Source organism: Sphaerisporangium sp. NPDC049457, assembly GCF_055586705.1.
In genome coordinates this window covers 295,181-318,879 of record NZ_JBVJHR010000009.1, presented here as the reverse complement: position 1 = coordinate 318,879, position 23,699 = coordinate 295,181, and the positions used below count along the sequence as shown (strand labels likewise).

Genomic DNA, 23,699 nt, shown 5'->3' with positions numbered 1-23,699 from the left:
CCCCCCCCCCCCCCCCCCCCCCCCCCCCCCCCCCCCCCCCCCCCCCCCCCCCCCCCCCCCCCCCCCCCCCCCCCCCCCCCCCCCCCCCCCCGCGGGGCTGGTCACTCAGACGAGTGCGGGGTGGTCACCCGGGCGTGTGCCGGATGTCGTCCAGGACGTGTGCCGGATGTCGTCGTCCGGGACGGGTGCCCCTTCGTGCGTCAGGAACAGACGAAGGCCGTCGGGGCCGGTGTGGAGGAACCGTTGGCGGTGAAGCCGACGGAGACCGACTGCCCGGGGGAGAGACCGCCGGCGTAGCTCGGCGCCTTCGCGGTGAAGGTCGTCCCGCTCTGCGTGAGCGTGGCGTTCCAGCCGCTGACGAGGGTCACCCCCGAGGGCACGGTCCAGCTCACCGTCCAGTTGTTCCAGGCCGACGTGCCGTTGTTCTTGATGTTGAGCTCGGCCTGGAAGCCGCCGGGCCAGGAGTTGATGATCTTGTACGTCGTCCCGCAGACGGAGGACGTCGGAGTCGGCGTGGGAGTGGGAGTGGGAGTCGGGGTCGGCGTCGGCGTGGGGGTGGGGGTCGGCGTGGGAGTCGGGGTCGGGGTGGGCGTCGAGGTGCCGCCGCCCACGGGCGGGATCAGGTAGGGCTGAAGGATGCTCTGCTTGGCCTGGTCGACCGTCGCCCAGTCGTCCTTCAGGATGCCGCCGGTGTCGCCGGAGTTGGGGTTCCACGACCAGTAGGTGAAGGACATGCCGTTCACCCCGGTCCCGGTGTACTTCATCAGCTCCTGGAGCCACACCTTGTCGATGTTGCTGGAGAGCGTGGTGCCGAACTCGCCCATCATGATGGGCGCGATGTTCTCCTTGTACAGGTAGCCGAAGAACTTGTCCCAGATGGCGGGCATGTTCGCCGGGTAGCTCGGGTCGTCGAACCACGTCTGGTGGAACACCGAGGTGGCGTACTCGTGCGGGGAGTAGACGAGCCGGTTGGCCACGTTCAGCCGCACGGGGTAGTCCCTGGCCTTGGAGAGGTTGCCGCCCCACCAGCCGCAGGGCTCGTCGGGGATGTTGTCCCAGGCGTTGGCGTTGCCGCCGCTCGGGCAGCTCACGCCCTCGACGAAGATGAGCCAGTTGGGCTGCACGGACAGGATGGCGTTGCCGGCCCGCTCGGCGGCGAGCCGCCAGTCGCGGGCGGTGTCGCCGCATCCCCAGCACGAGCCGGTGCTGTTGGGCTCCGTGCCGTCCGCGTGCGGCTCGTTGTGCAGGTCGGCGCCGATGACGGTCGTGTTGCCCGCGTAGTGCTGAGCCATCGACTTCCAGTCGTTGATCCAGGTGCTCTCCGGCACGGCGGCGGTGTACCAGAGCGCCGTCTGGCCGGCCGAGGTCGGCCGGTGCCGGTCGAGGATGATGCGCATCCCCTTGGCGCCGGCGTAGTCGACGACCTTGTCGAGGATCTGGATCGGCGACAGGCCCACCAGGTCGGGGTTGGAGTAGGTGTTCACGCTGGTGGCGACCGCGCCCGGCTTGATGGCGTCGTCGGAGAACGGCACCCGGATGGTGTTGTAGCCCAGGCTCGCCATGAGGTCGAGCTGGCTCCTCCAGGGGTTGTTCGCCCACAGGCCGTGGAAGGTCTTGTTATCGGTTTCCATGCCGAACCAGTTGATGCCGGTCAGCCGGACGGTGGCGCCGGTGCTGTCGACGATCTTGTTGCCGTTGGTGTGCAGGTAGCCGGTACCGGTGCCGCCGGCCGCCTGGGCGGGTGCGGAGCCGAGGGTGACGGCCAGCGCGGTGGCGGCGGCGGTGGTCACGACCGCGGTGAACGCGGCCTTCCACCTCCTGCCGCTCCATGGAGATCTCATCGGGTTTCCTTCACGGCTGAGGGGACGCGACGGCCGGTAGGGCGAGGCCGTCGGGTGTACGGCCTGGTCGCGCTGGTCATGCTTCGGCCCGGTTTTCCGGCACGTCAACCGGGAGCCGAACGGGTCCCTCGCTGACCTGCGCGGTCCGTTGTAACTTTCATCGTCGAAACCTCGCCTCGGAGGGCGGACCGGGGCCGGAAAGGGCCTCCAGAGTTGGGAGCGCTCCCACTTGACGGCCTCCAGGGGCACTCGCCGACGGCCTCCGAACATCTGTACGGGAGATCGTTGTCAAGTCACGCTTGTCAAGAGGAGGAACTCGGACAGCGGGGCGCATATTATCCACGCTCCGCCATCCGGTGCGCGGGCTTATCCAGTAAATGGTGGTGTCCATAAAAGGAAGAATTCCGGTTTCCGGCGGACCGCATCACGTGGACCGCCGGCGGATCGGGCGGAACACGCGAACGGCCGCCGGCGCGGACGCCCGGCGGCCGTTCGGCGCGCGGTGGTTCAGGCGCTGTGCTGGAGCGCGGCGCCGATCAGCGCGAGCCCTCGTTCCAGCTCCTCGCGGACCGCGGAGGTGAGGGCGCCCTCACGTTCCCGGTCGTCGAGCTTCTTGCGGACGTCCGCCAGGCCTCCCACCGGGTCGTCCAGCGACTGCAGCAGGTTGTGCACCACCTGCCGCAGGTCGAGGGCCACGTCGGCGCGGATGGACCCGACGGTCTCACCGGCCCGCAGCGTGGCGTCGAACCGTCCCACCGCCTGCGTGAGCGTCGGCGGGGCGGGCCGCGCCGCCTCAGGGTTCCGCCGCTGGGCGGCCGCCGAACGCGCCGGGACAGGCGGCGCCTTCGACGGTGCCGGCGGCTCCGAGGCGAGCAGTGACGGGGCCGGCGTGGCCGATGACCTCGCCGAAACCTCTCCGGTCTCCTCGGAGATCGGCGCCTCCCGCGCGCCGGTGTTCCGCGGGGGACGCGCGGTCACCGTGGGCGTCGCCTGCACGGCCTCCGGCGCCCTGGTGACGATGGCCGCCGCCGTGACGGGCGGTGGCGTGTCGCGCTGGATCCACAGCAGCGCCGCGGTCCAGGTCGTCAGCGTGACGGCGGCGATGGAGGCCATCCGCGCCCGCCGCATCCAGGTCGCCGTCTCCCTGCCGGCCATGAGCGAGGCGCTCAGCGACGCGGTGAGCGTCTCGGCCACGTACTGGGCCGTCGGCCGGTCGCCCGGGTCCTGCGCCAGGCAGCTCGCGCACAGGGCGGCCACCTCCGGCGGCAGGCCGGGCACCTGGGGGATCGGCGGGGGGCCGGTGCGGCAGGCCGCCTCCAGCGCCTCCCACGTCGTCTCCGGGTAGGGGTGCGCGCCGGTGAGCATCGCGAAGAGCAGCACACCGAGCGCGTACACGTCGACGGCGGGGTGGACGCTGGTGCCGGTGAGGCGTTCCGGCGCCACGTACGGAGGCGTGCCGAAGTCGGCCAGCCGCTGGTCGACCTCCTCGCCGACGAACGCCGCGATCCCGAAGTCGAGCAGCTTGGCGCCCTCGGGAGTGAGCAGGACGTTCTCCGCGGTGACGTCCCTGTGGACGATGCCGCGCTGGTGAGCGGCCGCGAGCACCATCGCCACCCGGGCTCCGATGACCGCGGCCTCCCGCCAGGGCAGGGGGCCTTCCTCGCAGATGCGCTCGGAGAGCGGCCGTCCGTCGAGCAGGCGCATCACGACGTACGCGGCGAGCCTGCCCCTGGCGGTGACCGTCTCGCCGTAGTCGTACACCTCGATGGCGTCCGGGTGGATCAGGCGGGCGGTCGCCCGCGCCTCCCTCCGGATCAGGTCGCGCCCGCCGTGGTCGCCCCCGACACAGCCGTCGAGAACCTTGATCGCGACGGTGCGGTGCAGTGACTGATCGAAAGCCCGCCAGATGGCGGACATCCCCCCCGAGGCGATCTGCTCGACGAGCCGATACCGGCGCGTGAGCACATCGCCTTCCCGCATGCCCCCCGAATCAAGTTGATTCACGTACCACCAGCTCCGTGGGAAGTATGGGGTTGCCGTGCGGGACGTCGTCCTCCGATGTGATGGACATGAGCAGCATCCTGGCGGCGAGCACGGCCATCTCCTCGACCGGCTGCCGGACGGTGGTCAGCGTGGGTGAGGTGTGCCTGGCGAGCGGGGCGTCGTCGAAACCGACCACGGCCACGTCGTCGGGCACCCGGCGGCCCGCGCGCCGCAGGGCCTGCATGGCGCCGGCGGCCATCGGGTCGGAGGCGGCGAACACCGCGTCCAGATGCGGCGACCGCTGCAGGAGCCACTGCATGGCGTGGGCCCCTGACGCGTGGGTGAAGTCGCCGTAGGCCACGGGGACGTCGTTCATCCCCGCGGCGTGCAGCGTCCGCAGGAAGCCGTCGAGGCGGTCGCGGGCGCCGGGCAGCGTGGGCGGTCCGGCGATCACCGTGATCGCCCTCCGGTTGGTCAGCAGCAGGTGTTCCGCCGCCTGACGGGCCCCGTCCATGTTGTCCATGTCGACGAACGGCAGGTCGATGCCGTCCGGTGGACGCCCGGCGCTGCGCACCGAGATGCCGGAGGCTGCCAGCGTGACGGCCAGAGGATGTCGTTCGCGGGCGCCTGCGAGCAGGACGCCGTCGAACGAGCCCGTCACCAGCGGCGGAGCGGCGATCGTCGAGGTGGCCGGCGTGGCGGTCATCACGACGAACGGCACCCCATAGCTGGTGAACACCTCGTCCGCCGCGGAGAGCAGCCGCGCGTAGAAGGGCTCGGAGAACATGCGCTGGGTGTGTTCGCAGATGACGGCCGCGACCAGTTGGTCGGACCGCCGAGCGGACGTCCCCCGCGGCGCGCGATGCCGTACGTACCCAAGACGTGACATTGCGTCGTGGACTTGACGGCGGGTGGAGGTGCTCACGCGGACGGAGCCGGTGAGCACTCGTGAGGCCGTGGCGGGGGAGACCCCTGCTTCGGCTGCTACCTGGGCAAGCGTGGGCTGGTCAGCCATCCGGCTTCCTCCGCTTTCAAGGTAAATCGCGAAGGCGTGGGAGCGCTCCCATTACAATAACAGTGTTTCTTGCGTGTCAACAGATGTTTCCGGTAAATGTTCCACGCCCGGTCTGGAGGCGATGTTACGGACATATTCCATGCGAAGAAAGGTCCCTGTCAGAGATTCCTGCTCCGCCGGGGGCGGCCGGCCGGCCCGGCGGGGGCGCGTCGGGGGGCGCCGCCGGCCGGGCGGCCTGCTCAGCCACCCTTGGGCATGCCGACGGCCCTGCGGGCGACGCGCCCACGCGGGCGCAAGTGTTACCGCAGCGTTACCTCAAGTCTCTGGCGGGTGGTTGTTCCGTTCCATCCGGCCTGAGACGTCTATCGGCCTTACTGGCTCAATGAGTGGTATGAGCGATTTGTCGTTACAAGCGACCCTTAACGGCTGATGTCCTTTGTCCCGTATGCCTCGGCGATCAACTCGAATGAGCGGATCCGCGCCGCGCCCCCGTGCACCCCCGTAACGATCATAAGTTCGTCCGCGCCCGTGCGGTCGCGCAGAGACTCAAGGCCCGCACGGACGGTCGCCGCGTCGCCGTACACGACGTTGGACAGCCAGTCGTCGACGAACTGCCGTTCGGCCGGGGTGTAGGGATAACCTTCCGCCTCCTCGGGCGTCGGCAGCGGGGCGGGCCGCCCGCGCCGCAGCCGCAGCATGCTGAGCGCCGTGGTCCTGGCCCGGCGCAGCGCCTCCTCGGCGGTGTCCGCGGCGACCGCGCTCACGCCGATCAGCGCGTAGGGCTTGTCGAGCACGTCCGAGGGCCGGAACGTCCGGTGGTACAGCTCCAGCGCGGGGATGGTGTTGGCGGCGCTGAAGTGGTGGGCGAAGGCGAACGGCAGGCCGAGCAGACCCGCGAGCTGGGCGCTGAAACCACTGGAGCCGAGCAGCCAGATCGGCGGCCGGCCGAAGCCGGGGGCGCTCGCCTGGCCGGGAATGGCCCTGATGTGCTCGTAGGGATCTCCGGCGGGGTGGGCGTCGTCGAGGAAGGCCGTCAGCTCGGCGAGCTGCTGGGGGAAGTCGTCGGCGTCCGGGGTGGCCGAGCGGCGCAGCGCCCGGGCCGTCGCCTGGTCGGTGCCGGGGGCCCGGCCGAGACCGAGGTCGATGCGCCCGGGGTGCAGCGCGTGCAGCGTGCCGAACTGCTCCGCGACCACCAGCGGAGCGTGGTTCGGCAGCATCACGCCGCCGGAGCCGAGCCGGATCTCGCGCGTATTGGCGCCGAGGTGGGCCAGGATCACCGCGGGTGAGGAGCTGGCGACGTTCGGCATGCCGTGATGCTCGGCCACCCAGAACCGGTGGTAGCCCCACTTCTCGGCGCGGCGGGCCAGTTCGGTGGTGGTCCGGAGGGCGTCGGCCGGCGTGTCCCCCGATCCCACGGTCGCCGTGTCGAGGATGGACAACGGGACGCTCGCCTCGCCACGGGCGACTCCACGGATCAGATCACTCACAACCCCCTCAACCCGCCATGGAGTACCCCTATTCCTCTATGCGCGGGATCACCGAGGATTCCGCGCGGGCGAGGCGGCGCCGGGGCTCACGCCGGCGGGCGGTCGTCGGCGGGGACCGTGACGAGCTCGGAGGTGCAGAACGCGCAGCGGCGCGCGTCGACGGGGATGTCGCTCAGGCACTCGGGACACTGCTTCTCGGTGCTCTTCTTGTCCCGGTCGAAGAAGGAGATCAGCCGGGTCATCGGCATCACCACCAGCCAGTAGATCACCGCAGCGATGATCAGGAACGACAGCAGGTGGTTGACGAAGTCCCCGTACTTGAACACCGAGCCGTTGACGGTGAACTGGTACTTGGAGAAGTCGGGGTTTCTGCCGCCGGTCACCGCGCCGATCAGCGGGGTGACCAGATCGGCCACCAGCGCCTGCACCAGCCCGCTGAAGGTGGCGCCGACCACGACCGCCACGGCCAGCTCGACCAGGTTGCCGCGCATCAGGAACTTCTTGAATCCACCCATCTTCGGATCCTCCGGGGGGAGCGTCACAGCCACGGGTCCGTCGGCTGCCCGCCCATCTTCGCGCAAACCCGGCGGCGGCGCCGCGTCCGTTGTTCAGGTGGCCGCGGACCGGTCCATTACGCGGGGGCGGGCGAAGACGCGCTGGTATCGAGAATTCGTCGCCGTGACGATATTGGCGGGCATTAAGACGGGGACGGGCGGGCGATGAGGAACGGCCGGGGAAAGCCGGAGACGGGTGGCGCCGTCCCGCCTCCGGCCGCGTTTCAGCCCGGCTCTTTGCTATTCGGAGAGCGTGCGCAGGTCGAACTCGCCTTCCTTGGCCCCGGCAATGAAGGCCTGCCACTCGTCCTCGGTGTACATGAGCACGGGACTGTCGGGATCCTTCGAGTCCCGGATCGCTATGTGACCGCCGGTGGCGGCGACCTCGACACAATGTTCGGCGTTGCACTGGCTGGCGGAGCGCCATTGCACGCCGGTATCATGCAAGGATGATGAGAACCCCATGAATTCCCCTGGTGGTTGTCGAAGTGACCGGATCACCCCGGAGGGATGTCCGTATCCGGTCATTATGCCATCAGAAGATCATTGAAAACGCCCGATCAAGCCCTTGAATCAGGGCGTGTACTTCTGCGACACTTCCCCGATGAGCCCGCGAGACGCGTCATGTCCGAGGCTTACGATGCGCAGGTGGTCGATGAGCTGACGATACGACCGCAGCTCCTTCTCTTTGCGGAAGTACTCGATTCGCCCGCCCACTTCCTGATACACCACGTCGGAAATGGGATCGGCCATCTCGAGCAGCGTGAAGGTCTCGTTCAGCCCTTTGTGGGCGCCCGCGCTGAACGGGATGACCTGCAGGTTCATGTGCGGATGCTCGGCGAGGGCGAGCAGGTGCGACAATTGGTCGTGCATTACCTTCTCGTCGCCGACGCGGCGGTGGAGCGCGGACTCGTCGACGATGATGTGCAGGCGTGGCGGGTCATTTTTGCGTAGGATGTCCTGTCGGCGCATGCGCAACTCGACGCGCTTGGCGAGGGTGTCGGCGCTGATTCTCCCGGCCACCCCTCTGATGATGGCCCGCGCGTATCCCGGGGTCTGCACGATTCCAGGAAATATGCCGGTGTCGTAGGAGAAGATCGATACGGCGTCCGCCTCGTGGCCGATGAAAGTGCGGAACCTCTCGTCGGGGTATTCCTCCCACCATTCCGACGCGCGCGCCTCGCGCGCCATCGCGATCAGTGTGGCGGCCTCGGCCGGGTCGGCGCCGTAGATGGCGCACAGGTCGCGCACGTCCCGCGGTATGACGCCTCGCGCGGCGGTCTCCAGGCGGCTGATCTTGGCCACCGAGCACTCCAGCCGCTCAGCCGCCTCTTTCATGGTGAGGCCGGCGTCCATCCTCAGCGCTCGCAGCCGGGTGGCGACCTGGTGGTGCCGGAGGGACGGATTGATCCCGGCCATTGTCTGATCACCTCGCCTTGCCGCGGTGATCGTCTCATCGGGTGCGCGGTCACCGCTGATGCCGAGTCTCCTCCGTACTGATACGGCGCACACTACTCATGCCCTATGGGCAGACGGTTGTTCGCCGAGGATACTTTCCTGTGGCAATTGCCAATGGCGGTTGCTCTTGGCATGAACACGGGTAAACGTAAGGTTAGCCCCTACAGAGAGGACGTCACCCCCTTACGAGCCGCTCCTCGCGGGGTGGTCATCCCCTGCGGGAGGGGGATGGGTCCGGCCCGCGAGCGGGCGGCGGAGGGGCGGCGTTCCGGGGGGCGTTGAGGCCGGGTCCGGTGGTGGGGGCATCGACCGGCTCCCGACCACCGCGAGAGGACCTGATCCCTATGAATGTGAGCCCCGCCGGGGTCGCCGTAACCCTGTGGACCCATATACGCGAGCACGCCCTCGCCCGTAACTGGGAGCTCAGCGACGCCTTCTTCGCTGAACTCGACGGCTTCGCGTGGGTCCAGGGCTGGGCGATCGTCCGGCGCCGGACGCGCCACACCTACCGCGACCCCCGGTTCGACCGGGTGGTCGTCTGCTGCACCTGCGGGGGGAACGGCAGGGGGGAGGGCGGCCGTCCGTGCCGCACCTGCAAGGGGGAAGGGCTGCTCAACTTCTTCGAGCCGCCGCCGGCCGCCAAGAAGAGCGCCTGACCCGGTACGGCGGGGTCGTACCGGGCGCTTGACGCCGTTTCGAACCGCGTCGGCAAGTCTCGCCCAATAGCGTCCCGTCGGCGCCCCATGGCGTCCATCGCCCGGTGTCGCTTCGGTCACCTTTGTTTAATCCGCCCGGTCGGCGGCATGTCCCATCCTCGTGACCGTGCCCGATGACCGTCCTTTCGCCGTCCGAGTGTCCCCGAGGGTCCCGACCTGCGGGTCAAGTAGCCTGACACGGGCTGCGCGGATCGCTCGGCATCCTGGGTCGGCGTGGCGTCGCGGACAGCAGGTCCATCGGAACAGTGCACGATGTCCTCCTGTGCCAAGTGATATGGCGCACTGAGCTGCGGCAAGAAGCATGGTCAGGAGAACATGGGGCAAATCCCTATCCGGGTGGTGACATGATCGAGATTTGGCCCGGCGACCCCTATCCGCTCGGGGCTACGTACGACGGGGCGGGAACCAACTTCGCGCTCTACACCGAGGTGGGAGAGCGCGTGGAGCTCTGCCTCTTCGACGACGCCAACAAGGAGGAACGCGTACCCCTCACCGAGTGCGAGGGCTTCGTGTGGCACGGCTACCTGCCCGGCATCGGGCCGGGGCAGCGCTACGGCTACCGCGTCCACGGGCCCTACGAACCGGCGCGCGGGCAGCGCTGCAACCCCAACAAGCTGCTGCTCGACCCCTACGCCAAGGCGATCGAGGGGTCGGTGAAGTGGGACCAGGCCGTGTACGGCTACCGCTTCGGCGAGCCCGACAGCCGCGACGACACCGACTCGGCCGCCTACGTGCCGAAGTCCATCGTGGTCAACCCCTTCTTCGGGTGGGGGCACGACCGCCCCCCGGCGACGCCGTACCACGACACGGTGATCTACGAGGCGCACGTCCGGGGGCTCACCATCCAGCACCCGCGCATCCCCGAGCGCATCAGGGGCACCTACGCCGCCCTCGGGCACCCGGAGATCATCGACCATCTCACCGGTCTCGGGGTCACCGCGGTCGAGCTGATGCCGGTGCACCAGTTCGTCACCGACGACACGCTGGAGCAGCGCGGCCTGACCAACTACTGGGGTTACAACACCATCGGCTTCTTCGCCCCGCACAACGCCTACGCGAGCTCCGGCGAGCGGGGCGGGCAGGTGCTGGAGTTCAAGGCGATGGTCAAGGCCCTGCACGAGGCGAACATCGAGGTCATCCTCGACGTCGTCTACAACCACACGGCCGAGGGCAACCACCTCGGGCCGACGCTCAGCATGCGCGGCATCGACAACGAGGCCTACTACCGGCTCGTCGACGACGACCAGCGCTACTACATGGACACCACCGGCACGGGCAACAGCCTGCTGATGCGGTCTCCGCACACCCTTCAGATGATCATGGACTCGCTGCGCTACTGGGTCATCGAGATGCACGTGGACGGGTTCCGCTTCGACCTCGCCTCGACCCTGGCCCGTGAGCTGCACGAGGTCGACCGGCTGTCGGCGTTCTTCGACCTGGTCCAGCAGGACCCCGTGCTCAGCCAGGTCAAGCTGATCGCCGAGCCGTGGGACGTCGGGCCGGGCGGTTACCAGGTGGGCAACTTCCCGCCCCGCTGGACCGAGTGGAACGGCCGCTACCGCGACACGATCCGCGACATGTGGCGCGGCGAGCCGGCCGCGCTGCCGGAGTTCGCCTCCCGGCTCACCGGCTCCAGCGACCTCTACCAGGACGACAGCCGCCGCCCCGCGGCGTCCATCAACTTCGTCACCTGCCACGACGGCTTCACCCTGCGCGACCTGGTGTCCTACGACCACAAGCACAACGAGGCCAACGGCGAGGGCAACCGCGACGGCACGGACGACAACCGCTCGTGGAACTGCGGCGAGGAGGGCCCCGGCGGCGTCGCGGTGGAGGCGTTGCGCGAGCAGCAGAAGCGCAACTTCCTCACCACGCTGTTCCTGTCGCAGGGCGTGCCGATGCTCTCCCACGGCGACGAGCTGGGCCGCACCCAGCTCGGCAACAACAACGCCTACTGCCAGGACAACGAGATCAGCTGGGTCGACTGGTCCGACATCAGGGAGAACTGGCTGCTGCTGGAGTTCACCCAGCGGCTGGCCCGGCTGCGGCGCGACCACCCGGTGTTCCGGCGCAGGCGGTTCTTCTTCGGCCGCGCGGTGCGCGGGTCGGGCGACGAGCTCACCGACATCGCCTGGCTCACTCCTGCGGGCAACGAGATGACCGACCCCGACTGGCACAACGGCTACGCCCGGTCGCTGTGCGTCTTCCTCAACGGCGAGGCCATCACCGAGCCCGACCGCCGCGGCCGCCGGGTCGTCGACGACTCGTTCCTGCTGATGTTCAACGCCCACCACGAGACGATCCGCTTCACGATCCCGAAGGACTTCGGCGACGCGTGGGTCCCCGAGATCGACACCGCCGTGCCGATCGCCATCGACACCAAGCTGTACCGGGCGAAGGAGGAGGTGCCGGTGGAGGGCCGCTCGGTCCGCGTGCTGCGCCGCGCCTGACTCCGCCGCGCGGCGCGCGAACCGTTCACCGGAGCCGCGCGCCGCGCCGACCCGACCCGGACCGACCCGGACCGCTCAATCCGGACCGAGCAACCCGGACCGACCCGAAGCATGCCTCGACGACATTCGCGAAGGGACACGACGTGACCCGACCGGCCAAGCCCACGGCGACCTACCGGCTGCAGCTCACCCCCGGCTTCGGGTTCGGGGAGGCCAAGGCCCTGGTCGGCTATCTGACCGAGCTGGGGGTGAGTCATCTCTACCTCTCGCCGATCCTCCAGGCGGTGCCCTCCTCCCAGCACGGGTACGACGTGACCGACCACACGCTCGTCAGGGCGGAGTTCGGCGGGCCGGACGCGCTGCGCGGGCTGGCGGCGGCGGGGCTGCCGCTGGTCGTGGACATCGTGCCGAACCACATGACCGTGCCCGTCCCCGAGTCCGGCAACGCGCGCCTGTGGGACGTGCTCGCGCACGGCCCGCAGGCGGCCTCGGCGCGGTGGTTCGACATCGATTGGGCCGGCGGCGCGGGCAAGGTCGCGCTGCCGGTGCTGGGCGACGACACCGACGTCGAGGCCGAGGTGGTGGCCGACGGCGACGTCCTGCGCTACTGCGACCACGAGTTCCCCGTACGGCGGGGCAGCGGCGGGCGGCTGTCCGAGCAGCACTACCGGCTCGTGCGGTGGCGCGAGCCGCCCGGCTACCGCCGGTTCTTCGACGTCTCGTCGCTGATCGGGCTGCGCGTCGAGGACCCCGAGGTGTTCGAGGCGACCCACGAGGTGATCCTGTCGCTGGTGGCCGAGGGCGTGGTCACCGGGCTGCGGGTGGACCACCCCGACGGGCTGGCCGACCCGCGCGGCTACCTCGCCAGGCTCCGCGAGCGCGCCCCGGTGTGGACGGTGGCCGAGAAGATCCTCATCGACGACGAGCGGCTGCCGGACGACTGGGCGTGCGACGGCACCACCGGGTACGACGCGCTCAACATGGTGACCAGGCTGTTCGTCGACCCGGCCGGCGCCGAGCCGCTGGTGGACCTGTTCGTCCGGAACACCGCCTTCCCCCGCGACTACGAATCGGTGCGCTACGAGGCGAAGAAGCAGGTGCTGGCGCAGTTCTTCGCCGGGGAGGTCGAGCGGCTGACCCGCGAGGTCCCCGAGCTGCGCGAGGCGATGGTCGAGCTGCTCGCCGCGATGCCGGTGTACCGCGCGTACGTCGTGCCCGGCGAGGAGCCGCCCGCCGAGACCGTGCGGGTGCTGCGCGAGGCCGCCTCGCACGCGGCCCGGCACGCCGACCCCGCCGCGGTCGAGCGGGCCGTCGAGCTGGTGCTGTCCGGACCGGCCGAGACCGTCACCCGGTTCCAGCAGACCTGCGGCCCGGTCATGGCCAAGGGCGTGGAGGACACCGCCCTGTACCGCTGGTACCCCCTCGCCTGCCTCAACGAGGTCGGCGGCGAACCCGACCGGTTCGGCGTCTCCGCCGAGGAGTTCCACGCCTACTGCGCCGGCATGGCGCCGCACACGATGACCACGCTCTCCACCCACGACACCAAGCGCGCCGAGGACGTCCGCGCCCGGCTCGCCGTGCTGTCCGAGCTGCACGACGAGTGGGCCGACGCGGTCGCCGGCTGGTCCGAGCGGGTCTCCTTCGATCCCCGGCTCGACTACCTCGCCTGGCAGAACCTCATGGCCGCCTGGCCGATCAGCGTGGAACGTTTCAGCGACTACCTGTTCAAGGCGGCCAGAGAGGCGAAGACCTCCATCTCGTGGATCAACCCCGACAACGCCTACGAAAAGGGCGTCCGTGACTTCGCGGCGCGGGCGATCGACGTCTGCGGGCCGTCGGTCGCGGCGTTCACCGAGCGCGTCGACCGGTACGCCTGGGTCAACTCGCTGGGCCAGAAGCTGGTGCAGCTCATGATGCCCGGCATCCCCGACGTGTACCAGGGCACGGAGACCACCGACTTCTCGCTGGTCGACCCGGACAACCGGCGGCCGGTGGACTACGCCTACCGGCGCTCGCTGCTCGCCGCGCCCGCGGCCGAGCGCTGTGGCAGCTGGGACGCCGCCAAGCTCCACGTCACCTCCTCGGCGCTGCGGCTGCGCGGCCGGCTCGACTGCGAGGCGCCCTACATCCCGATCTCCACGGGGGAGACCGGCGCGGGCCGCGACCACGCGATCGCCTTCGCCCGCGGCGATCGCGCCGTGGCGGTGGCCACGCGGCTGCCCGCCGGTCTGGAACGGCGCGGCGGCTGGGGCGGGGCGACCGTCACGCTGCCGCCGGGACGCTGGCGCGACCTGCTGGTCGGCGCACGGCACACCGGACGCATCCCACTCGGCCACCTGCTGGGGCGTTATCCCGTGGCGTTGCTGGAAAAGGAATAGCAGGCGAGCCCCGCCGACGCCGCGGGGCCGCCGCCGACACCACGGGGAGGAACATGTTCGAGGTCTGGGCTCCTACGGCGGGCCGCGTCGAGGTGGAGATCGACAGGTCCGAGCGGCACGATCTGACCCGCGGCGAGGGCGGCTGGTGGTCGGCGGAGGTGCCCGGCGCCACGCACGGCACCGACTACGCCTTCAGCGTCGACGGCGGCGAGGCGTTCCCCGATCCGCGGACGCGGCGCCAGCCGTACGGGGTCTTCGGGCCGAGCCGGGTCTACGAGCACGACCGGTACGCCTGGAGGGACCAGGCGTGGCGCGGTCGCGACCTGCCCGGCTCGGTGATCTACGAGCTGCACGTCGGCGCCTTCACCGCCGAGGGCACCTTCGACGCGGCGATCGGCAGGCTGGACCACCTGGTCGCGCTCGGCGTCGACTTCGTGGAGCTGCTGCCGGTCCCGCCCGTCCCCGGGCGGCACAACTGGGGGTACGACGGGGTCGACCTGTACGCGGTGCACGAGGAGTACGGCGGGCCCGACGGGCTCAAGCGCTTCGTGGACGCCTGCCACCGGGCGGGCATCGGCGTGCTGCTCGACGTGGTGTACAACCACCTCGGCCCGTCCGGCAACTTCCTCGCCCAGTTCGGTCCCTACTTCCACGAATCTGCGGCCTCCTTCTGGGGGCAGGCGGTCAACCTGGACGGCAAGCACTCCGACGAGGTGCGCCGCTACTTCATCGGCAACGCGGTGCAGTGGCTGCGCGACTACCACATCGACGGCCTGCGCCTGGACGCCGTGCACGCCTTCCACGACAACAGGGCCGTCCATTTCCTGGAGGAGCTCGCCGTCGAGGTCGACGCGCTGTCGGCCGCGCTCGGCCGGCCGCTCACGCTGATCGCCGAGGCCGACATGAACGACCCGCGCCTGGTCACCCCGCGCGAGGCCGGCGGCTACGGGCTGGCCGCCGTCTGGGACGACGACGTGCACCACGCCCTGCACTCGGCGCTCACCGGCGAGCGGCACGGGTACTACTGCGACTTCGGGTCCATGGAGGTGCTGGCCAAGGTGCTGACCTCGGCCTACCTGCACGACGGCACCTACTCCACCTTCCGTGGGCGCACCCACGGCCGGCCGGTCGACCGGCTGCGCGTCTCCGGTCACCGGTTCGTGTGCGCCCTGCAGAACCACGACCAGATCGGCAACCGCGCGATGGGCGACCGGTTGCCGCGTGAGGCGCTCAAGGTCGGCGCCGGGCTGCTGCTGACCTCGCCGTTCACCCCGATGCTGTTCATGGGCGAGGAGTGGGGGGCCGGTACGCCGTTCCTGTTCTTCACCGACCACGTGGAGCCGCACCTGGCCCAGGGAGAGAGCGAGCGCAGAGAACGGGAGTTCGTCGGGTTCGGCTACGACGACTGGGGCGCCAAGGCCCCCGACCCGCAGGACGAGGCCACCTTCCACCGCTCCAAGCTCGACTGGAGCGAGCCGTCGTTCCCGGAGCACGCCGAGCTGCTGACCTGGTACCGCGACCTCATCGCCCTGCGCAAGTCGCGTCCCGATCTCGCCGACCCGCGGCTCGACCGGGTGTCGGCCGAGGTGAGCGAGGAGGGCCGGTGGATCGTCGTCCGCCGCGGCGCCCATCGCGTGGCCGCCAACCTGGGCGACGCGCCGGTCACCGTCCCCGTCGCCTCCGGCGCGATCCTGCTCGCCTCCGACCCCAAGGTCACCTTCACCGACGAGGGACTCTCCCTCCCACCCCACACCCTCGCCGTCATCCACCAGACCTGACCGGCGAAGCTCCGTCCGCCGCCAAGGCCGTCAGGCGGCGAGGAGGGACAGGATGGCCGACAGGCGGTGCAGGCCGCGTGCCGTCCTGGCCTTCACGGTGCCGAGCGGCACGTCGAGCCGCTCGGCGATCTCGCGCTGGGTGAGGTCGGCGTAGTAGGCCAGTTCGATGGCCTCGCGCTGCGGCCCGGGCAGCACGTCGAGCGCCCGGCGGACCTGGTCGCGCCGGCCGAGCAGGTCCGCGATGTCCCGGCCGTCCCCGTCCGAGGGCTCCACGACGCTGTCCAGCGGGACCGTCGTGAACGTGCGCGTCCGCAGATGGTCGATGGCCCGCTTGCGGGCGATGCCGAGCAGCCACCCCTCCAGGCTGCGGCCCGGGTCGTACCGGTGCCGCGAGCGCCACACCTCCGAGAAGACCACCTGCCGAACGTCCTCGACCTCCTGCGCGGGGACGAACTTGCGCAGGTAGGCGGCCACCAGGGCCGCGTGGGCGCTGTAGCACTCCGCCAGCGCGGCCTCGTCCCCCTGCGCCAGCCGGATGCCGAGTGTGCCGGACATGATGACCACCCTCGTCGCGAAACTTACTCAAAACCTATTCATATGCGCTCCCTTCCTCACACACAACCAACCCCACCCCACCCCCGCCCCTGCATTCCCCCAACTGCCGCGGCGCTCGGCGCCGGTGGGCGGTGGGTGGGTGGTCAGTGTCCGAGGGTGGCGATGATCTCGGTGGTGGCGGTCCGCAGGGAGGACACGTGGGTGACGCCGGACGGAAGCCGGTCGTGCCACCAGCCGGGGCCGCCGACGACGACGCGGCTGGCCGGTCGCAGCGCGGGGAGCCGCCGCAGCGGGGCCGGGTCTCCGGTGATGCCGAGCTGGGACCAGACGAACACGACGAGCGGTCCGACGCGGCGCATCGCGTCGGCCAGGGCGGAGTAGGGGGTGCGGGCGCCGAGGACGCGCGTCTCCAGGCCGTGCTCGGTGGTCAGCACGGCGGCCAGCGCGTGCACCGGCAGGCTGTGCTGCTCGTCCTCGGCGCACGCGAGCAGGATGGCGCGCGGGTGGGCCGGACGCCTCGGCCGCGAGGCACGCCGGTGCAGCGCGCTCAGCAACCGCTCGCTGAACAGATGCTCGATCTCGATGCCGGCCCCGGAGCCCTCCTGCCGCCTGGTGACCGCCGCGTACACCGGCAGGACCAGCCGTTCCCAGGTCCAGGGAACTCCGTGCCGGTCCATGGAGGCGTCCAGCCCGGCGGTCACGGCCGCGTCGTCCAGGTTCAGCACGGCCCTGACAAGAGCGGAGACGCCGGGAACCGAGGCCGTGTCCTGCGCGGGTGCCGGAGCCGCCGGCCTCGGCGTGACCTCGCCGGGGTGCCGCAGCGCCGCGCGGGCGGCTTCGGCGGGGGGCACGCCCGCCTTGACCAGGCGGCTCATCTCCTCCAGGCGCACGACGTCGCCCGCGTCGTAGCGGCGGTGCCCGCCGGGACTGCGCTGACTCGGGCCGATGCCGTACCGCAGGTTCCACGTGCGCAGGGTGGGCGCCGGTACCCCGAGGCGCCGCGCGACCGCACCGATGCCGAGGCCCGGTGACACCTCGGCCGAAGGCTCGGTCCCTCCGGCCCCCGGGCCGTTCACGTCGTCCATCCGCCTGCCACGATCCCGCGCCCACCCGCCCGCCGCGGGCGGCGCGCCGCAAGGTGGCCCTCCTCCTCCGGTACTTCGCAATGACGGGCGCCGTTGGACGCAACCGGACGCGGGTACTTCGCGAAGAGGCAGGTGTGGACACCGTCATCGTGCTGCTGACCAGAGATCTCCGGGTGCACGACCACCCGGCGCTGAGCGAGGCGTGCGCGCGGGCCCGTACGGTGGTGCCGCTGTTCGTGCTGGATCCCGCGATTCGGGGACGGTGCCGGCGGAACTTCCTGATCGAGGCGCTGCACGACCTGCGCCTGTCGCTTCGGGTTCTCGGCGGCGACCTGGTGGTGCGCGGCGGCGACCCGGTGGCCGAGACGATGCGCCTGGCCGCCGAGACCGGGGCGGAGGGCGTGTTCGCCTCCGCCGACGTCAGCGCGTACGCCCGCGGGCGCGAGCGCCGGCTCGCGGAGGCCTGCGACGCCCGGCGGCTGCTCCTGCGGCTGTACCAGGGGGTCACCGTCGTGCCGCCCGACGCGCTGCGGCCGGCCGGCGGGGACCATTACCGCGTCTTCACCCCGTACTGGCGAGCCTGGACGGGCGCGGCCCACCGGTCCGTCCTCCCGGCTCCGAGCGCGGTCCGCCTGCCCCCGGGAGTCGAGCCCGGGGATCTGCCCGCGCCGCCGCATCCGCCGCACGGGTCGCTGAGGGGCGGTGAGACGGCCGCCCGCTGGCGCCTTGAGCACTGGCTGGCGCTCGGCCTCGCCGGATACGCCGACGGCCACGACGACCTGCCGCGCGAGCGGACGTCCATGCTCTCCCCGTATCTGCGCTTCGGCTGCGTGTCGCCGTCGGAGGTGGCCGCCCGCGCGGAGGGCCGGTGCGGTGGAGACGCGTTCATCCGCCAGATCTGCTGGCGCGACTTCTACTACCAGGTCGCCTTCAGCTTCCCGGAGCTGCCGCGGCGCGACTACCGCGAGCGGGAGGTCGACTGGAACGACGACGGGGACGCCGCGCAGGCCTGGCGGGAGGGGATGACGGGCGTGCCGATCGTCGACGCCGGCATGCGGCAGCTCGCGGCCGAGGGGTGGATGCACAACCGCGCCCGCCTCATCACCGCGTCCTACCTGACCCGGCGGCTCAACGTCCACTGGCGGATCGGCGGCGAGCACTTCGCCGACCTGCTTCTGGACGCCGACGTCCCGGACAACTGGGGCAACTGGCAGTGGGTGGCGGGCACCGGGAACGACACCCGGCCGAACCGCGTGCTCAACCCCGTACGGCAGGCCAAGAGGTTCGACCCGGACGGCGAGTACGTCCGGCGGTACGTCCCCGAGCTGGCGCACCTGCCCGCGGAGTCGATCCACGAGCCGTGGAAGCTGAACGGGTCGGCACCCAGGTACCCGCCGCCGCTGATCGCCCTGGACAATGAGTAGATGATCGTAGCTTTCTCGGTGACCCCTCTCGGCGTGGGCGAGGGCGTCGCGGAACCGGTGGCGCGGGCCGTGCGCGTGGTCCGCGAGAGCGGCCTGCCCAACAGCACCGACGCCATGTTCACCACCGTCGAGGGCGAGTGGGACGAGGTGATGGACGTCGTCAGGCGCGCCGTCGAGGCGGTCGCGGAGGTCGCGCCGCGGGTGAGCCTGGTGCTGAAGGCCGACGTCCGCCAGGGGGTGACCGACGCCATGACCTCCAAGGTCGAGTCTCTGGAGCGCCACCTGGAGCAGGGCCCGGCATGACCCGCCGGCGGCAGGGCCCGGCATGACCCGCCGGCGGCAGGGCTCGGCGTGATCCCGCCTGCGGCCGGGTGACGCCTCGGCGCTCAGCCCTCGGGGCCCGCCACCTCGCGCATCGCGTCGGCGGTCGCGCGTTCTGCGGCGCCGCCGGCGCGCAGTCCGGCGATCACGCCTTCGACGTCCTCGGCGCCGCGGTTCTGGCTGAGCTTCCACTTCGCCTCGACGCGGGTGATGACGACCTCGACGCCGACGATGGCCCGAAGGTGCCCCTGGATGTAGGCGTCCGGCGCGTCGTCCACCGACCAGGGGCCCGGCCGGGCCGCCTCGTGCTTCTCGGTCAGCCGCCGCACCAGGGCCTCGGTCCAGGCCGGGTCGTCGTGTGCGACCAGCCGGCCGTAGACGTGCGCGGTCACGTAGTTCCAGGTGGGGACGACGCGGCCGTGCTCGCGCTTTGCGGCGTACCACGAGGGGGTCACGTACGCGTCCGGCCCGCGGACGATCACCAGCGCCTCGGCCTCGCCGGAGGCGTGCCGCCACTGCTCGTTGTTGCGCGCGAGGTGCCCGTGCAGGGCGCCGTGCTCTCCGGCGGTGGGGTCGAACACGAACGGCACGAGCGTCGCGACCATGCCGCGGGGGGTCATCGTGATCAGATCGGAGGCCCCGGCGCGGTCCAGCAGTTCGGAGACGGCGGCGGAGCCGGGGGCGGCGAAATGCTGGGGTACGTACATGGTCCCTCCGGGCGTCACGGGACGATCAGAATAGTTTGAGGCGGCCGGTGCGCTGGGCGTTGGCCTCGCCGAGGCGCAGCGCCGCGACGGCGGCCAGCATCAGCAGCGCCGACAGCGCGGCCAGGGCCAGCAGGTCGGGGGCCAGCCCCGCCAGGGTCCGCCCGTCCAGCAGCGCGCCCCTGACCACGACCAGGCTGCCGGTGAGCGGGAGCACCGAGCCGATCGCCCGTATCCATCCCGGCATGGCGAACAGCGGCAGCCGCACTCCGGCGGCGAACCACATCGGGTCGTCGAGCAGCGTGTAGAGGAACGCCGAGTCCCTGGAGAAGATCAGCAGCGCGTTGAGGAACGCGCCCCAGGCGACGGCGGGCACCAGCAGGGCCAGGAAGACGACGGCGTACATCGCCGGATGGGCCACGTGGACCACGTCGAGCACGGTGAACATCGCCGCCATGAAGCAGGTGAACAGCCAGACGTTCTGCACCAGCGCGCCGAACCCGTTGGCCACGACGATCGCCAGACGGTTGGCGGGGGACAGGAACAGCAGCTCCAGCGTGCCGGTCATACGCTCGAACGAGAAGTGCCACGCCGACTGGACCAGCGAGAAGAAGAACGCGAACCCGAGCGTGCCGGTGGCCAGGAACGTCAGCAGCCGCTCGGGGTCGGCGGCGAGCGGCCAGCGCTCGGCGATCCCGGGTGTGGCCGCGAGCGGGCGCATCGTGTAGTACGTCGCCGCGAGCTGCATCAGCGGCCAGATCAGCATCGAGAACACGACGAGCTTGCTGCCGAAGACGCGGCGGTGCTGCTTGAGCGCCTCGGCGGCGAACACCTTCGCCGCGTGCCTCACCGGACGGGGCCCTTCTCCGGGGCCGTACGGCCGGCGGGCCGGCGTCCCGTCGCCGGGCCGGGCGCCACGGTGCGGAGCGTACGGCTCGCCGCCGGGCCGCGGGGCCGGCCCCATCCCGTACATCAGCACCTCGTGCGGCCTGAGCGCGTCGCGCGATGCGGCCGGCGACGGTCCGGGGGTGTCGCGCGCGGCGGTCCGGCGCGGCCTGTGGGCGTCCCGCGCCGGGGGTTCCTGCGGTCGGCCGTCGTTCACGCGGTGACCAGCCCGGCCTCGTCGTTGAGGGCGAGGATGGCGTCCTCCAGGGAGGGCTCGGCCACCTCCAGGCCCGCCAGGGTGCCGCCCGCACCGACGATCGCCATGGTCAGCGGGCCGGCGATCTCGTCGGGGTGGCTCACGGAGACGATCATGTCGCCGTTCTCGGCCGGCTCGACGGTCGCCGGCGCGCCCAGCCGTCCCGCGAAGTCCGCCACCGCGGACGCCACCACAGAGGAGTGGCCGGAGACCGTGACGCGCACCCGGCGGTGGCAGCCGGTGCGCGCGGTCAGCTCGGCGGGGCTGCCCTCGGTCAGGTGCCTGCCGTCCCCGATCACGTACACGTGCTCGCACAGTTCCTCCACCTCGGCCAGGTAGTGGGAGGTGAGCAGCACGCCCTTGCCCTCACGGGCGAGCCGGGCGACCACGCGGCGCAGGTCGCGGGCGATCGGCGCGTCCAGGCCCAGGGTGGGCTCGTCGAGCAGGAGGTAGGCGGGGTCGTTGATCAGCCCGCGGGCGATCGACAGCCGCTGGGCCATGCCGCGCGAGTAGCGTTCGACCATGGTGTCGGCGGAGCCGGTCAGCCCGACGAGCGCGAGCAACTCGTCGATGCGGGTGCGCAGCACGCCGCGCGGCACGTCGTAGAGCTGGCCGAAGTACCACAGATTCTCCCGGCCGGTCATCCGGGCGTAGACCATGCGCTCGCCGCCCGCGATGAGGTTGATCCTGCGGCGCACGGCGTTCGGGTCCTTGAGCGGGTCGAGGCCGTCCACCCGCACCGTGCCGGAGGTCTGCCGCAGCAGGGTGGCGAGGATCTTGATGGTGGTGGTCTTGCCCGCGCCGTTCAGCCCGAGCAGGCCGGTCACCCGGCCCGCCGGGATCGCCAGGGTGAGCCCGTCCACCGCCGTCTTGACGGCCGGCCCGGCGCCGACGGCGCCCCGGGCGTTCTGGACACGGCGGGCGCGGCGGAGGACGCCGGTGCGGCCGGTGCGGAACTCCTTGCGCAGGTCCGTGGTCTCGATCATCGGTCAGTAGCTCCTTTCCATCGCGCGCCGCTCGGCGCGTGGCAGCCACAGCAGTCCGACGGCGGCGTAGGCGCAGCCGAGGACGAGGGCGAGGGCGAGCCGGTCCGGCGGCACGCCCGCGCCGTTGGTGAAGACACCCCGCACGACGTCCATGGCGGCGGTGGTGGGCACCGGCTCGCCGAGCCACTGGAGCGCGGCCGGCAGGTCTTCACGGGGGAAGGTGAAGCCGGACAGCAGGGCGATGGCGAAGAAGACGGTGTTCTGCGTGATGTGCGCCTCGCCGGCGGTGATCATCACGGCGCTCAGCACCATCGACATGCCGAACACCGCCACGCACAGGGTGAGCAGCGCCGCCAGCGCGCCGGCCGCGCCGGTCGCGGACGGGCGCACGCCGAGCGCCAGCGCGCAGGCGAGCAGGACGGCCACCTCCAGGGCGATGGCGGTGAAGGCGAACGCGGCGAAGCCGAGCAGATAGGGGACGCGGGCGGCCGGCGCGACCAGCAGCGCTCCGAGCGTCCCCTCGCGCTGCTCCTGGATGAGCGCCTTGGCCACCCACAGGACGCCGTGCGTGGTGAACATGAACGCCGCCGCGCCGACGGTGATGTACCCGAGGTAGTCGGCCGAGCCGGTCGTGGCGACGAAGTCGCCGGCCACCCGGCCGCCGCCGATGGCGGCGAGCCCCAGGTAGGCCAGCCCGACGGTGAAGACGCCGAGCATCAGCGTGCCGATGAAGTAGGACCACGGATAGGCGCGCCTGGTGACCGTCCAGGTGCGGGCGAAGGTGGCCCAAAGGACGCGGAATGGGGGGCTGAGCATGTAAGTCTCCTTTAGGGACTGATGAGTTTCTATCAGAGACTTACGGAGGGCGTAAAGTGGCTCCATGGCACGGGAACCACGCGGGCACGACCTCCAATGCGCGATCGCGCAGGCCGCCGCGGTCATCGGCGACTGGTGGAGCCTGCTGATCGTGCGCGAGGTCACGCGCGGGCATCACCGCTTCGAGGAGCTGCTGTCCGAGCTCGGCATCTCGCGCAAGGTGCTCGCAGAACGGCTCAGGCACCTGGTCGACCACCAGGTGCTCGACCGGCGTCCCTACCAGACCGGGCCCGAGCGGCACGAGTACGTGCTGACCGACACGGGCCGGGCGCTGGCCCCGGTGCTGATCTCGATGCAGGACTGGGCCGACCGCTGGCTGCTGGCCGACGGCTCCCTCACCGGGACCGCCGCCCCCGACAGCGCCGAGGCCGCGCGCGTCCACGCGCTGCACGGCACGACCGTTCCGGCCCCGCTGCCGCTGCCCCGCCACCCTCCCGCCACGGGACGGCAGGCCGCCGGGCTCGGCGGCCGACCGGCTGGACGTCGTCGCGGACGCGCGGGCGACGGTGGTGTTCGCCTATCCGGCGACCGGCGTCCCCGCCCCGCTGCCGCCCTCCTGGGGGTCGGTGCCCGGCGCGGCCGGCTGCACGCTGGAGAACCGGCTGTTCAGGGACGCCGAGCCCGCCCTCACCGCCGAGGGCGTCGCCGTCCACGGCGTGAGCACCCAGCGCCCCGACGAGCAGGCGGCGTTCGCCGCCGCCGAGGCGCTGACCTTCCCGCTGCTGTCGGACATGGACGCGCAGTTCGCCGCCGCGCTACGGCTTCCGACGTTCCGCGCCGGGCAGACCCTCCGGCTCAAGCGGCTCGTCCTGGTCGTGGACGCCTCCCGGGCGATCCGCCACGTCATCTACCCCGTTCTCGACATCCCGGCCGCCGTCGAAGAGGCCGGCCGGATGGCCGTGAAGGTCGTCCAGGACGCCTGAACGCGTACGTCCGCCGCGTCGCGA

The 23,699-nt window shown here is 71.3% G+C and carries 20 protein-coding genes and 1 pseudogene; 8 read left to right on the top strand and 13 right to left on the bottom strand.

The window, feature by feature from the left end; all coding sequences use genetic code 11:
• Positions 1 to 200: 200 nt before the first annotated feature.
• From ACZ6QO_RS16890 to ACZ6QO_RS16860, 7 genes are all read right to left on the bottom strand, one after another.
• On the bottom strand, positions 201 to 1,841 hold the full coding sequence (locus tag ACZ6QO_RS16890; RefSeq protein ID WP_465851599.1) for a cellulase family glycosylhydrolase: 1,641 nt from the start codon (positions 1,839 to 1,841) through the stop codon (positions 201 to 203).
• A gap of 507 nt (positions 1,842 to 2,348) precedes the next feature.
• A complete protein-coding gene (locus tag ACZ6QO_RS16885) occupies positions 2,349 to 3,821 on the bottom strand; it encodes a serine/threonine-protein kinase (RefSeq protein WP_465851597.1) in 1,473 nt (490 codons plus the stop codon).
• Between the two features lie 10 nt (positions 3,822 to 3,831).
• Positions 3,832 to 4,839, bottom strand: a complete 1,008-nt coding sequence (locus ACZ6QO_RS16880) for a LacI family DNA-binding transcriptional regulator (protein ID WP_465851596.1) — start codon at positions 4,837 to 4,839, stop codon at positions 3,832 to 3,834.
• Between the two features lie 419 nt (positions 4,840 to 5,258).
• Positions 5,259 to 6,326 (bottom strand): LLM class flavin-dependent oxidoreductase, encoded by a 1,068-nt coding sequence (locus tag ACZ6QO_RS16875; protein ID WP_465851595.1) that lies wholly within the window; start codon positions 6,324 to 6,326, stop codon positions 5,259 to 5,261.
• 86 nt (positions 6,327 to 6,412) lie between these two features.
• On the bottom strand, positions 6,413 to 6,841 hold the full coding sequence (gene mscL, locus ACZ6QO_RS16870; protein ID WP_465851594.1) for a large conductance mechanosensitive channel protein MscL: 429 nt from the start codon (positions 6,839 to 6,841) through the stop codon (positions 6,413 to 6,415).
• Between the two features lie 279 nt (positions 6,842 to 7,120).
• Positions 7,121 to 7,312: a DUF397 domain-containing protein gene (locus tag ACZ6QO_RS16865; protein WP_465851592.1), complete on the bottom strand. Its 192-nt coding sequence runs from the start codon at positions 7,310 to 7,312 to the stop codon at positions 7,121 to 7,123.
• Positions 7,313 to 7,453: 141 nt separating this feature from the next.
• Positions 7,454 to 8,299 carry a helix-turn-helix domain-containing protein gene (locus ACZ6QO_RS16860; protein WP_465851591.1) on the bottom strand — a complete coding sequence of 282 codons (846 nt, stop codon included), beginning with the start codon at positions 8,297 to 8,299 and terminating at the stop codon, positions 7,454 to 7,456.
• 383 nt (positions 8,300 to 8,682) lie between these two features.
• Here ACZ6QO_RS16860 and ACZ6QO_RS16855 point away from each other — a divergent pair, with 383 nt between their 5' ends.
• The 4 genes from ACZ6QO_RS16855 (at position 8,683) to treZ (ending at position 15,660) form a co-directional block, all read left to right on the top strand.
• The gene (locus ACZ6QO_RS16855; RefSeq protein ID WP_465851590.1) at positions 8,683 to 8,994 is read left to right on the top strand and encodes a hypothetical protein; all 312 of its coding nucleotides are present in this window, start codon (positions 8,683 to 8,685) and stop codon (positions 8,992 to 8,994) included.
• Between the two features lie 404 nt (positions 8,995 to 9,398).
• A complete protein-coding gene (glgX, locus tag ACZ6QO_RS16850; RefSeq protein ID WP_465851588.1) occupies positions 9,399 to 11,504 on the top strand; it encodes a glycogen debranching protein GlgX in 2,106 nt (701 codons plus the stop codon).
• Positions 11,505 to 11,647: 143 nt separating this feature from the next.
• Positions 11,648 to 13,882 (top strand): malto-oligosyltrehalose synthase, encoded by a 2,235-nt coding sequence (treY, locus tag ACZ6QO_RS16845; protein WP_465851587.1) that lies wholly within the window; start codon positions 11,648 to 11,650, stop codon positions 13,880 to 13,882.
• On the top strand, positions 13,879 to 15,660 hold the full coding sequence (gene treZ / locus ACZ6QO_RS16840; protein WP_465851621.1) for a malto-oligosyltrehalose trehalohydrolase: 1,782 nt from the start codon (positions 13,879 to 13,881) through the stop codon (positions 15,658 to 15,660). The genes treY and treZ overlap by 4 nt, the downstream gene beginning before the upstream one ends.
• 30 nt (positions 15,661 to 15,690) lie before the next feature.
• Here the strand turns inward: treZ and ACZ6QO_RS16835 are convergent, their stop codons facing one another.
• Complete coding sequence (locus tag ACZ6QO_RS16835) at positions 15,691 to 16,215, bottom strand: RNA polymerase sigma factor (protein ID WP_465851586.1); 525 nt, start codon at positions 16,213 to 16,215, stop codon at positions 15,691 to 15,693.
• Between the two features lie 143 nt (positions 16,216 to 16,358).
• Positions 16,359 to 17,300, bottom strand: a complete 942-nt coding sequence (locus ACZ6QO_RS16830; RefSeq protein WP_465851584.1) for a MerR family transcriptional regulator — start codon at positions 17,298 to 17,300, stop codon at positions 16,359 to 16,361.
• Between the two features lie 134 nt (positions 17,301 to 17,434).
• On the opposite strand from ACZ6QO_RS16830, the gene ACZ6QO_RS16825 reads away from it, so the two are divergent.
• Positions 17,435 to 18,724 carry a cryptochrome/photolyase family protein gene (locus tag ACZ6QO_RS16825; protein ID WP_465851583.1) on the top strand — a complete coding sequence of 430 codons (1,290 nt, stop codon included), beginning with the start codon at positions 17,435 to 17,437 and terminating at the stop codon, positions 18,722 to 18,724.
• Positions 18,725 to 19,027 (top strand): MTH1187 family thiamine-binding protein, encoded by a 303-nt coding sequence (locus tag ACZ6QO_RS16820; protein WP_465851581.1) that lies wholly within the window; start codon positions 18,725 to 18,727, stop codon positions 19,025 to 19,027. It abuts the gene before it with no gap.
• A gap of 83 nt (positions 19,028 to 19,110) precedes the next feature.
• Here ACZ6QO_RS16820 and ACZ6QO_RS16815 read toward each other — a convergent pair whose 3' ends face one another.
• The 4 genes from ACZ6QO_RS16815 to ACZ6QO_RS16800 form a co-directional block, all read right to left on the bottom strand.
• Entirely contained in the window at positions 19,111 to 19,752 is a 642-nt protein-coding gene (locus tag ACZ6QO_RS16815; protein ID WP_465851580.1) for an FMN-binding negative transcriptional regulator, read from the bottom strand.
• Positions 19,753 to 19,777: 25 nt separating this feature from the next.
• A complete protein-coding gene (locus ACZ6QO_RS16810; protein ID WP_465851578.1) occupies positions 19,778 to 20,599 on the bottom strand; it encodes an ABC transporter permease in 822 nt (273 codons plus the stop codon).
• Positions 20,600 to 20,847: 248 nt separating this feature from the next.
• The gene (locus ACZ6QO_RS16805) at positions 20,848 to 21,876 is read right to left on the bottom strand and encodes an ABC transporter ATP-binding protein (RefSeq protein WP_465851577.1); all 1,029 of its coding nucleotides are present in this window, start codon (positions 21,874 to 21,876) and stop codon (positions 20,848 to 20,850) included.
• A 3-nt stretch (positions 21,877 to 21,879) separates the two neighbouring features.
• Positions 21,880 to 22,692: an ABC transporter permease gene (locus ACZ6QO_RS16800; protein ID WP_465851575.1), complete on the bottom strand. Its 813-nt coding sequence runs from the start codon at positions 22,690 to 22,692 to the stop codon at positions 21,880 to 21,882.
• Positions 22,693 to 22,756: 64 nt separating this feature from the next.
• Here ACZ6QO_RS16800 and ACZ6QO_RS16795 point away from each other — a divergent pair.
• A pseudogene (locus ACZ6QO_RS16795) lies at positions 22,757 to 23,059 on the top strand (winged helix-turn-helix transcriptional regulator); the annotation flags it as partial.
• A 202-nt stretch (positions 23,060 to 23,261) separates the two neighbouring features.
• Positions 23,262 to 23,675, top strand: coding sequence for a redoxin domain-containing protein (locus ACZ6QO_RS16790; protein ID WP_465851573.1), 414 nt, complete (start codon positions 23,262 to 23,264; stop codon positions 23,673 to 23,675).
• Positions 23,676 to 23,699: the final 24 nt, after the last annotated feature.